Raw genomic sequence first — 9419 nt, forward strand, 5'->3', positions numbered from 1 at the left:
GTCAGGCCGAGACGAGATCGATATCGCCGGCGCCGGCCAGCATTTCGAGGCTGTCGTCGTTCAAGAGGTAAGTGCCGCCCTGGACGATGCCGATCTCTTCATCCGGCAGTTCCAGGCAGGAATGCAGAACGAAGACCATGCCAGGCGCGAGGCGGCGATCGAAGCCGCGGCTGATCTGCAGGGTCTCGAGCCAGATCGGCGGATAGGCGATGCCGAGCCCATAGCCGAAGCGCATCATGGCGGCATGTTCGAGGCCGGCCTTGCGCAAAGGCTCGAGCGAGGCCTCTTCGATGGCATCGACGGGCGCTCCGGGCTTCGTCGCCTTGAGGCCGGCCCGCAGCGATTGCAAGGCGATGTCATAGAGCTCGCGTGCGCGCCCTGACGGCTCGCCGGCCGCCAGCGTCTGCAGCGCCGTCGCGTGATAGCGGTTGCTGACGCCGGCGAATTCGACATGGACGAGGTCAGCGGGCTCGATGATCTTGGACCGTGGTGCTGCATGGCCGCCGGCCGAGCGCCAGCCACTGGCAAGCTCGGTCGGGATCGCCCAATAGTCGCTGCCGGCGCGGCGCATGGCGGCTTCGATCTCGGCGGCGAGCGCGATCTCGGTCATGCCGGCTTTGAGCGTGCGCGCAGCGGCCTCGAGCCCGATCTTGGCGAAGGCGCCTGCTTGGCGCATCATGGCGATCTCGGCCGGCGATTTGATGAGCCGGAGATCGCCGAAAAGATCGGTGCAATCGGTGAAGGAGAAGCTCGGCAGCGCTTCCTCGAGACTGAGCGCCATGGCATGCGGCAAGGCATAGGACTGGAATTCGATGCCGAGCCTTCCTTTGCCAAGCCCTTTCTCCTTCAGCACCTTCTCCACCAGCCCAGGGACACTGTCGGTATGGAGGTGATAGGTGCGGATATCCCTGATCCAGGTCGTCTCTTGCGCCAAAGCCAGATCGACATTGCGCAGGATGAGCGTGGGCTCGTCCTCGTCCTTGGTGAAGATCATGAATTGCGGGCTGTTGACGCCGACCCAGGTCTCATAGCCGCCGGCGTGATAGATGTTCTCGGGCGCCACCATCAGGCAGCCGTCGAGCTTGGCCTCGCGCACCGTCTCGCGCAAGCGGGCAAATCTTTGTCTGTGCTCATCGACGGAAAAGGCGGCTGATCTCGGCTGCATGGTTGCCTCGTTGAAGGGAAGATTGTCAGTGGGAGCGGGCCGTCTTGCCGCCGCGCGCCGAAAGCAGCGCGACCAGAGCGAGGACGAAGGTCGTGAGAATCAGGAGAGTGGAGATGGCGGCGATGGCGGGGCTCACCTGGTCGCGCAAGGAAGTGAACATCTTGCGGGTCAGGGTCGAGGACGGTCCGCGCGAGACGAACAGCGCCACCACCACCTCGTCGAAGGAGGTGATGAAGGCGAAGAGCGCCGCCGACATGACGGAGGGCTTGATCTGCGGCAAGGTAACGGTCATGAAAGCCTTGAGCCGCGAGGCGCCGAGCGAGCGCGCCACCAATTCCTGATTGGCGTCGAAGCGCTGGAGCCCGGCGCTGATCACCACCATCACGAAGGGAATGGCAAGCACGCTATGGGCGAGGACGAGGCCCAGAAGCGTGTTCACCAGATTGAGCCTGGCATAGAGGTAGAACACGCCGATGGCGATGATGATCACCGGCACGATGAGCGGGATGATCAGGCCTGCGCGGATCAGCCGGGTGAAGGCGAAGTGCGAATATTGCAGGCCATAGGAGGCGGCGATGCCGAGCGGCGTGGCGACGAGGACGGTCAGCACCGCGGCCTTGAGCGATATGATGGCGGCACCAATCCATTCGGGGCTTTTGGCCAGGCTCTGATACCAGCGCAGCGACAGCGCGCTCGGCGGGAATTCGAGGAACTCCGAGGGTGAGAAGGACATCGGGATGACGACGATGATCGGCGCCAAAAGGAAGATCGCGACGAAGAGGCAATAGAGATAGAGCCACAAGCGGCGCCAATGGTTGACGGTCGGGTCGCTGTCGAAATCCATCATGACGCCTTGCCCATCAGGCGATCGACCGGCACCAGCATCTGGATGGCCTTGAAGAGGAGAAGGGTCGCTACGAGCAGCACCACGCCCAAGGCCGAAGCCGCGCCCCAGTCGGAATAGATGGTGGCGTTCTCGAGGATCTTCATCGAGACGAGATTGATCCGTCCGCCGCCCAGGATCTGCGGCGTGATGTAGAAGCCGAGGCAATAGATGAAGACGAGGAGGCTGCCGGCGATGAGGCCCGGCAGCGATAGGGGCGCGAAGACGGTGAGGAAGGCGCGCGAGCGCGGCGCGCCGAGGCTGATCGCCGCCCTGAGCAGCATCGGATCGATCGAGCGCATGGTGGCATAGAGCGGCAGCACCATGAAGGGCAGCATGATATGGACCATGCCGATCACGACGCCCGACATATTATAGACAAGGCTCAGGGGCTCATCGATGATGCCGAGCGACATCAAGGTGGAGTTGACCAGGCCTTTGCGCTGCAGGAGGACGAGCCAGGCATAGGTGCGCACCAGGAGCGACGTCCAGAAGGGAAGGAGCACGACGGTGAGGCCGATGATCGCGAGGCGCCTCGGCAATTGCGACAGGAGATAGGCGAGCGGATAGCCCAGCACCGCCGTGATGAGGGTGACGAGGAAACTCGAGAGGAAAGTGACCTTGAAGATCTCGAAATAGGCTTCGTTCTGGACGAGCCGCATGTAATTGGCGGTGGTGAAGCCATCCTTGTCGACGAAGGACAGGAAGAACAGCCAGCCGACCGGCAGCAGCAGGATGATGAGAACGAGCAGTGATGCCGGGGCGGAGAGCGACAGGAGCCTCAGGCGCTCGCGCCGCGCATCGCCTTCGAGCACATCTGCCGCATGCGGTGTCATCAAGGGTGCTCTTCGGGGACGAGCAGCGTGTCATCGGCATGGAGGCCGACCTCCACCGCTGCATAGCGCGCCGGCAGGTTCTGCAGGCTTTGCTGGTCGGTGCCCTGGCGCAGGAACAGCGTCTCGCCGCCTTCGAGCCGGATCGAGAGCAGCACGCTCTCGCCCTGATAGACGATGTCATCGACGGTGCCGGCGAAGCGGTTCCAGGCTGCCGTGTTCTTCTTATCGACGAGCCGCAGCTTTTCCGGCCGCAGCACGACATGGGAAAGAGCGCCATTGACCTTGTCCTTGGTCTTGACCGGACGGCCGCGGAAGGTCGGTTGTTTCGCACCCTCATCGAGCGCCAGCAAGGTCGCATCGCCGATGAATTCGGCGACGAACTTGCTCGCCGGCCGCTCATAGAGCGCCTTCGGCTCGCCGATCTGGGCAAAGCGGCCGTGATTGATGACGGCGATGCGGTCGGACATGGTCAGCGCCTCGCGCTGGTCATGGGTGACATAGATCGTGGTGACGCGCAGCGTCTCATGCAGGCGGCGGATCTCGATCTGCATATGCTCGCGCAATTTCTTGTCGAGGGCCGAGAGCGGCTCGTCCATCAGGAGCACCGAGGGCTCGAAGACGATGGCACGGGCGAGCGCCACGCGCTGGCGCTGGCCGCCCGAGAGCTGATCGATGCTGCGCTCGCCAAAACCGTCGAGCTTCACCAGAGCGAGCGCCCAGGCGACGCGCTTGTCGATCTCAGGCCTACCGATGCCGCGCAGCTTCAGGGGATAGGCGACATTGCCGGCGACGCTCATATGCGGGAAGAGGGCGTAGTTCTGGAAGACGACGCCGATATTGCGTCTATGCGGCTCGAGCCGCGTCACGTCGGCCGCGCCGAATTGGATGAGGCCGGAATCGGGGCGCAGGAAGCCGGCAATGGCCATCAGCAATGTCGATTTGCCGGAGCCCGAGGGACCGAGCAGCGTCAGGAACTCGCCGCCCGCTATGTCGAGATCGATCGCATCGAGCGCCCGATAGGGGCCATAGGTCTTGACCAGCTTCCGGATGGTGATCGGAACGCTCGCGCCGGATGAGGTTGCCTGGCTGGTCATCTAAAAATGTGAGGAGTGATGCTCGCGCATCACTCCTTCCCCTCGCCGTAGCATCTATTGATTGATGAACTTGGCCCAACGGTCGCGGGCCTTAGCGCCATTCTCGCCCCACCAGTCGCCGCGCACGATCGCCTGCTTGGCGGCGTTCTCGGGCGCGGTGTTGAGCGTCTTGGCGAGCTCGGGCGGGATCTTGCCGGTCTCGTAGGATTTGAGATTGGCCGGACCATAGTCGATATATTGCGGGATATTGGCGAGGATCTCGGCCGAGACGGCCTTCGCCAAAGCCTTCATCGCCAAGTCCTTGTTCTTCACGCCCTTGGGGATCGCCAGGCAGTCGGCGATGAGGAGCCCCTGGTTGAAGGTGAATTTGTATTTGGCGCCAGCGCCGATCGCGGCGCTGATGCGGCCGTTCCAGGCGCCGATCATGTCGACCTCGCCATCGGCGACGAGCTGGGCTGCCTGCGCGCCCGACGACCACCACACTGAAATGTGCGGCTTGATTTTTTCGAGGCTCTTGAAGGCGCGGTCGAGATCGAGCGGATAGAGCTTGTCGGGCGCCACGCCATCGGCGAGGAGGGCTGCTTCCAGCACTTCCGCCGGATCGTTGCGCAGCGAGCGCCGGCCGGGGAATTTCTCGACATCCCAGAAATCGGCCCAGCTCTGCGGACCGGCATCGCCGAATTTCTCAATGCTCCAGCCGATCACATTGGAATAGTAGTTGAAGCCGATATAGGTCGGCTGCACCACCGCCGGATCGAAGCCGTCCTTGCTGATGACGGCGTAATCGAGATTTTCGAACAGGCCTTCGGTCTGTCCCTGCGCGCAGCCGTCGATGGTGAGCTCGGTAATGTCCCACAGGACGCTGTTGGCGGTCACCTGGGCGCGCACATCGGCGAGGCCGTTGGTCGAATCTTCGAGGATGGTGATGCCGAGCTCCTTGGCGGTCGGCTGCCAGATCGCCTTCGACATCGCTTCCTGATAGTTGCCACCCCAGGACGAGATGGTGATGGTGTCTTCAGCCGAAGCGGGGACGGCGAAGAGCGCCATGACGGCGAAAGGCAATGCTTTCCGGGCGAGCTTCCTGGCGAGGCGCGCTTGTGAGGACTGAGGCATTCGATCCACTCCCTGTTCGTGGTTGTTGCGCCCCTTGCCATGTACTTATCCACAGGCGAGGCGTTCAATTCGAAAATAAAGAGCAGGACAAGCAGGTCAATTATTATATTGTACTGCGACGCTTTATCACTGATTTACTTGGAGTTCTGGACATTGAGTGGCGTGCCCGCTAGCTTGTATGCCTCTCAGGACGAAGATCGGGGTCAATTGTGTGGGTTCCTGACTACAAGACAAGGCCGGGGCGCATCTATGTCGCCCTGGCGGATGCGATGGCGGACGACATCGCCTCAGGGCGCTTGCGGCCGGGCGAAAGATTGCCCACCCATCGCGAGCTCGCCTGGCATCTCCAGCTGTCGGTCTCGACCGTCAGCAAGGCCTATGCGCTGGCGGCACGCCGCCATCTGATCGGCGGCGAAGTCGGGCGCGGCACCTTCGTCACCTCGAGGCCCTCCGACCTTTCGCGCCTCGAGCCCAACCGCGCCCAAAGCGATCTCATCGATCTCACTTTCAACTGCCCGGTGCAGCTTCCGGTGCAGGAGAAAGCGCTCGCCTCCACCTTGCGCGATATTGCCGATAGCGAGCGCCTGCCGCTGCTCATGCCCTATCATCGCGACTGGATCGGCATGCCGGAGCATCGCCACGCCGCGTCCGCCTGGCTCGAGAAGCGCGGCGCCGAGGCCACGCAGGACGACATCGTCATCGTGAATGGCGGTCAGCAGGCGGTGTCGGTCATTCTCGCCGCCTTGCTGGAGCCGGGCGAGATCATGGCGGCCGAAGAGCTGACCGATCCCGGCATCAAATTCCTCGCCGCCAACCGTCATCTGACGCTGAAGGGATTGCCCATCGACGAGCATGGCCTGATCCCCGAGGCCTTCGACGCGGCCTGCCGCGGCGGACCGCTGCGCGCCTTGATCTGCTGTCCCAACCACCAGAGCCCGACTCTTGCGGTGATGCCGGTGGAGCGGCGCCAGGCGATCGCCGAGATCGCGGTCAAGCACGATGTCATTTTGATCGAGGACGATGTCTATGGCGGCTTCATCGAGACCGCATTGCCGTCGATCTCGAGCTTCGCGCCGGAGCATTCCTACTATGCGACGAGCCTGTCGAAGATCGTCTGCCCGGGCCTGCGCATCGGCTATATCGCGACACCGCCGGGCCGCGCGCGCGATCTGATCCCGGGCCTCGGCGCCACCACCTGGATGGCGGCCTCGCTCTCGGCCGAGATCGCCTATCGCTGGATCGAGGACGGCACCGCCGATCGTCTCGCCCAGGTGCAGCGCGATGAGTTGCGCAAGCGCCAGGCGCTGGCGGGCGAGATTCTCGCCGGCCAGTCCTTCCGCTCGCTGCCCACCGGCCTCCATCTCTGGCTCGATCTCCCGGAAGCCTGGCGGGCCGAGAGCTTCGTCGCGCAGTTGCGCGCGCAGGGCGCTGCCGTGACGCCGGCGGAAGCCTTTGCCGTCGGCCATGGCCCTTCGCGCCATGCCATTCGCGTCAGCCTGGGCGGCGCCACGCCGTCGCGTACCGAATTGCAGAAGGGCCTCGAGATCCTGGCCGATCTGTTGCGCGGACGCCCGGCCGCTTCCTATGTGGTGCTGTGAAAATCAGACGCGCATCGCGTCGGCGAGTTTCCGCTTGAAGCTTGCGGAAAAACTTTCGAACCACGGCCAGCTATCGGTGCGCGCGGTGTTGCGCGCGAGATAGACGGTGCGCGTGAAGCGCGGCGCCCCTTCCACTTCATGGAGCCGCGCCGCTTCGAGATGCGGCTTTGCCACCCGATAGGGCAGATAGGCCGATCCGCCGCAAGTGAGGATGTGATCGAGCGCATGGGCGCTCGAGGTGAAGGTGACGATGGCGGTCTCCTCCACCGGATAGGCCTCCGCATGCTTGCGGCGGAAATCCTCGCCCAGATCGACGAAGACATAATCCGGATCCCAGCGCATCAGCCCGCGCTTGACGGTGGCGACCTCCATGAAGACATCCTCGCACAGGACATCGACGGCAAAGGCGCCGCTCGGCGGCGTGTAGGAGAAGACGACGTCGACCATGGCGTTCATTTGCCAGGAGCGCGCGATGTCGCCTGCTCCTTCCGCCACGCTGATGGCGATCGTGCCGCGCTCGCCGCGCAAGCTGCCGACCCATAATTCGCCGATGCCCGTCCATAGAGCGGGATCGCAGCCGATGGCGCAGACATCCTCGAAGCCGCGCGGCAGCGACGTCTCATAGCGCGCCTGTTTCCACACCTGCACCATGACCTCGGCGTGGCGCAGGAACTTGGCGCCGGCGGGCGTCAGTTCGGTACCCGATTTGTTGCGGCGCAGGAGCTTTTGTCCGATCAGGTTTTCGAGCGCATCGATGCGCGCCGTCACTGTCGACTGGGTGACATTGAGCTTGAGTGCGGTCTTGTTGAGATTGCCGGTTTCGACCGCCACGACGAAGGTTTGCACATGGGCGAGGTTCATAATTCGATTTATCCGAACTTTCTAGCCAATATAATTTGATTTACAGGATTATCCCGGCCAAGGATAGTGCCGGGCATGGCATGCACTTCCCAGGATTTCCGATTGGCGATGCGCCGCTTTCCCGCCGGCGTCGCGATCGTGGCCGCAGGCGCCAGGCCCTATCGGGCCGGCATGACGGCGACCGCGATCTGCTCGCTCTCCGCCGATCCGCCGCAAGTGCTGGTCTGTCTCAATCAGCGCGCTATGACCACGCGCACCATCGGGCAGTGCCGGCGCTTCTCGATCAATCTGCTCAATACCGGCCAGCTTCCCTTGGCGCGTATCTTCGCCGGCCTCGAAGGCGAGGCGGCGGGCGAGGAAAAATTCTGCACCGGCGCCTGGCGCGACGGATCATCGGGCGCTCCCATTCTCATCGATGCGGTGCTGACGCTCGAATGCGCGCTCGTCACCTCTTATGCGGCGAGCACGCACAACATCGTCATCGGCAAGGTGCTCGATATTCCAGGCTACGCCGCCGAGGACGCGCTTCTCTATCGCAGTGGCGCCTTCGGCCGATGGGCCGATCTCGCAAGCCCGCAGCAACATTTCATCTGAAAAAGATCGAGGCCATAGTTTTGCAATTCAATCACTTCCTCTCTTCTTATTATCCCGACAAGGCCTATGGCGGCGACCGGCTCTATGCCGACATGATCGAGCAGGCGATTGCGAGCGAGCGCCTGGGCTATCGCGGTGTCACCATCCCCGAGCATCATCTGATCAATATCCTTCTCGTGCCCGATCCCTTGCAGATGGCGGTCAAGGTCGCGTCGGTGACGAAACGGATCGAGGTCGTGACCTCCGTGTCGGTGCTGCCCTTGCACGACATGCGCATCTTTGCCGGCCAGGCGATCCAGGCCGACATATTGTGTGAAGGCCGGCTCATCCTCGGCGTCGGCCGCGGCGCCTTCGCCTATGAGATGGCGCGCATGGATGTGCCGATCGAGATCTCGCGCGAGAAATTCGATGAATCGCTCGACCTCCTGATCGCGCTTTTCACCCGCGAGGAGGTTTCCTGGGACGGCAAGTACTATAAATTCGAACCGATCACCGTGATGCCGCGACCGGTCACCAAGCCCATGCCGCAATTGATGGTCGCGGCCCTGGTGCCGGAAGGCATCTATGCCTCGGTGAAGCGCGGCTTCCATATCCAGACGACGCCGCTCGATGCGACATTCGAGAAGATGAAAGCGCAGGTCGGGGCCTTCCATCGCGGCAAGGCCGAGCTCGGCAAGGCGGGCGAGCATTTGCGCCTCGCTCTGTCGCGGGTCTGCCTGGTGGCGAAGGACGAGGCCGATGCCGAGCGCAAGCTGAGCCTCGCTTACGACTATTACGGCCGCTTCAACAATGTGTTCACCGGGCCCGGCATCGTCGACAATGGCGCCATCAGACTCTTGCCGCAGAAGCAGACGATCGAGGAATTGTCGCGCAACCTGATCATCTGCACGGCCTCCGAAATGGTCGACCGGGTCGCGCAATATGCCGAGCTCGGCATTGACGATTTTATCATGAACGTGAATATCGGCCACACGCAGAGCGAGGCATTGGAAGCGATGCAGCGCTTTGCCGAAGATGTCATGCCGCATATACCGAAGAGCGCAACCACGCGCGCAGCATAAGGATCATCCATGCCCGTCATCAGAGTTGAAATGTTCAAAGGCCGCAGTGTCGATCAGAAGCGCGAATTGGTGAAGGAGCTGACCTCGGCCTTCCTGCGTACCTGCGGCGGCACGCCGGAAAGCGTGCAGATCGTGATCTTCGATGTCGACAAGCAGGACTGGGGCGGCGCCGGCCAGCTGATGTCGGACAAATATCCCGACAAATAGGTAATCC

General features: G+C 62.8%; 10 protein-coding genes. 4 read left to right on the plus strand and 6 right to left on the minus strand.

What is annotated here, in order from left to right; genetic code table 11:
* Nucleotide 1: 1 nt before the first annotated feature.
* The 5 genes from DS839_RS27720 to DS839_RS27740 are packed head-to-tail and all read right to left on the minus strand — an operon-like array spanning nucleotide 2 to nucleotide 5091.
* Entirely contained in the window at nucleotides 2–1165 is a 1164-nt protein-coding gene (locus DS839_RS27720; RefSeq protein ID WP_119273757.1) for a M24 family metallopeptidase, read from the minus strand.
* Nucleotides 1166–1190: 25 nt separating this feature from the next.
* Nucleotides 1191–2012: an ABC transporter permease gene (locus DS839_RS27725; protein WP_368911955.1), complete on the minus strand. Its 822-nt coding sequence runs from the start codon at nucleotides 2010–2012 to the stop codon at nucleotides 1191–1193.
* Nucleotides 2009–2884, minus strand: coding sequence for an ABC transporter permease (locus DS839_RS27730; RefSeq protein WP_119273758.1), 876 nt, complete (start codon nucleotides 2882–2884; stop codon nucleotides 2009–2011). Before DS839_RS27730 ends, DS839_RS27725 begins: the two co-directional genes overlap by 4 nt.
* Nucleotides 2884–3978 carry an ABC transporter ATP-binding protein gene (locus DS839_RS27735; RefSeq protein ID WP_119273759.1) on the minus strand — a complete coding sequence of 365 codons (1095 nt, stop codon included), beginning with the start codon at nucleotides 3976–3978 and terminating at the stop codon, nucleotides 2884–2886. Before DS839_RS27735 ends, DS839_RS27730 begins: the two co-directional genes overlap by 1 nt.
* Before the next feature lie 54 nt (nucleotides 3979–4032).
* Nucleotides 4033–5091, minus strand: coding sequence for an ABC transporter substrate-binding protein (locus tag DS839_RS27740; RefSeq protein ID WP_119273760.1), 1059 nt, complete (start codon nucleotides 5089–5091; stop codon nucleotides 4033–4035).
* Nucleotides 5092–5300: 209 nt separating this feature from the next.
* Between DS839_RS27740 and ehuR the strand changes: the two genes are divergently transcribed.
* Complete coding sequence (gene ehuR, locus DS839_RS27745) at nucleotides 5301–6689, plus strand: MocR-like ectoine utilization transcription factor EhuR (protein ID WP_162918850.1); 1389 nt, start codon at nucleotides 5301–5303, stop codon at nucleotides 6687–6689.
* Between the two features lie 3 nt (nucleotides 6690–6692).
* Here the strand turns inward: ehuR and DS839_RS27750 are convergent, their stop codons facing one another.
* Nucleotides 6693–7550 carry a LysR family transcriptional regulator gene (locus DS839_RS27750; protein ID WP_119273762.1) on the minus strand — a complete coding sequence of 286 codons (858 nt, stop codon included), beginning with the start codon at nucleotides 7548–7550 and terminating at the stop codon, nucleotides 6693–6695.
* Between the two features lie 75 nt (nucleotides 7551–7625).
* Between DS839_RS27750 and DS839_RS27755 the strand changes: the two genes are divergently transcribed.
* Genes DS839_RS27755 through DS839_RS27765 form a run of 3 tightly spaced genes read left to right on the plus strand, consistent with a single transcriptional unit; the run spans nucleotide 7626 to nucleotide 9412 of the window.
* Nucleotides 7626–8144, plus strand: coding sequence for a flavin reductase family protein (locus DS839_RS27755; protein ID WP_119273763.1), 519 nt, complete (start codon nucleotides 7626–7628; stop codon nucleotides 8142–8144).
* 20 nt (nucleotides 8145–8164) lie between these two features.
* Nucleotides 8165–9205: an LLM class flavin-dependent oxidoreductase gene (locus tag DS839_RS27760; RefSeq protein ID WP_119273764.1), complete on the plus strand. Its 1041-nt coding sequence runs from the start codon at nucleotides 8165–8167 to the stop codon at nucleotides 9203–9205.
* A gap of 9 nt (nucleotides 9206–9214) precedes the next feature.
* Entirely contained in the window at nucleotides 9215–9412 is a 198-nt protein-coding gene (locus DS839_RS27765; RefSeq protein WP_119273765.1) for a tautomerase family protein, read from the plus strand.
* The last annotated feature ends 7 nt before the right edge of the window (nucleotides 9413–9419 follow it).

This window comes from Taklimakanibacter deserti, from assembly GCA_003574785.1.

Bases quoted from the DNA above. Each gene is read 5' to 3' on its own strand.
- DS839_RS27720 (WP_119273757.1), bottom strand. From the start codon at position 1,165: ATGCAGCCGAGATCAGCCGCCTTTTCCGTCGATGAGCACAGACAAAGA.
- DS839_RS27750 (WP_119273762.1), bottom strand. From the start codon at position 7,550: ATGAACCTCGCCCATGTGCAAACCTTCGTCGTGGCGGTCGAAACCGGC.
- DS839_RS27725 (WP_368911955.1), bottom strand. From the start codon at position 2,012: ATGATGGATTTCGACAGCGACCCGACCGTCAACCATTGGCGCCGCTTG.
- DS839_RS27765 (WP_119273765.1), top strand. From the start codon at position 9,215: ATGCCCGTCATCAGAGTTGAAATGTTCAAAGGCCGCAGTGTCGATCAG.
- DS839_RS27735 (WP_119273759.1), bottom strand. From the start codon at position 3,978: ATGACCAGCCAGGCAACCTCATCCGGCGCGAGCGTTCCGATCACCATC.
- DS839_RS27730 (WP_119273758.1), bottom strand. From the start codon at position 2,884: ATGACACCGCATGCGGCAGATGTGCTCGAAGGCGATGCGCGGCGCGAG.
- DS839_RS27755 (WP_119273763.1), top strand. From the start codon at position 7,626: ATGGCATGCACTTCCCAGGATTTCCGATTGGCGATGCGCCGCTTTCCC.
- DS839_RS27740 (WP_119273760.1), bottom strand. From the start codon at position 5,091: ATGCCTCAGTCCTCACAAGCGCGCCTCGCCAGGAAGCTCGCCCGGAAA.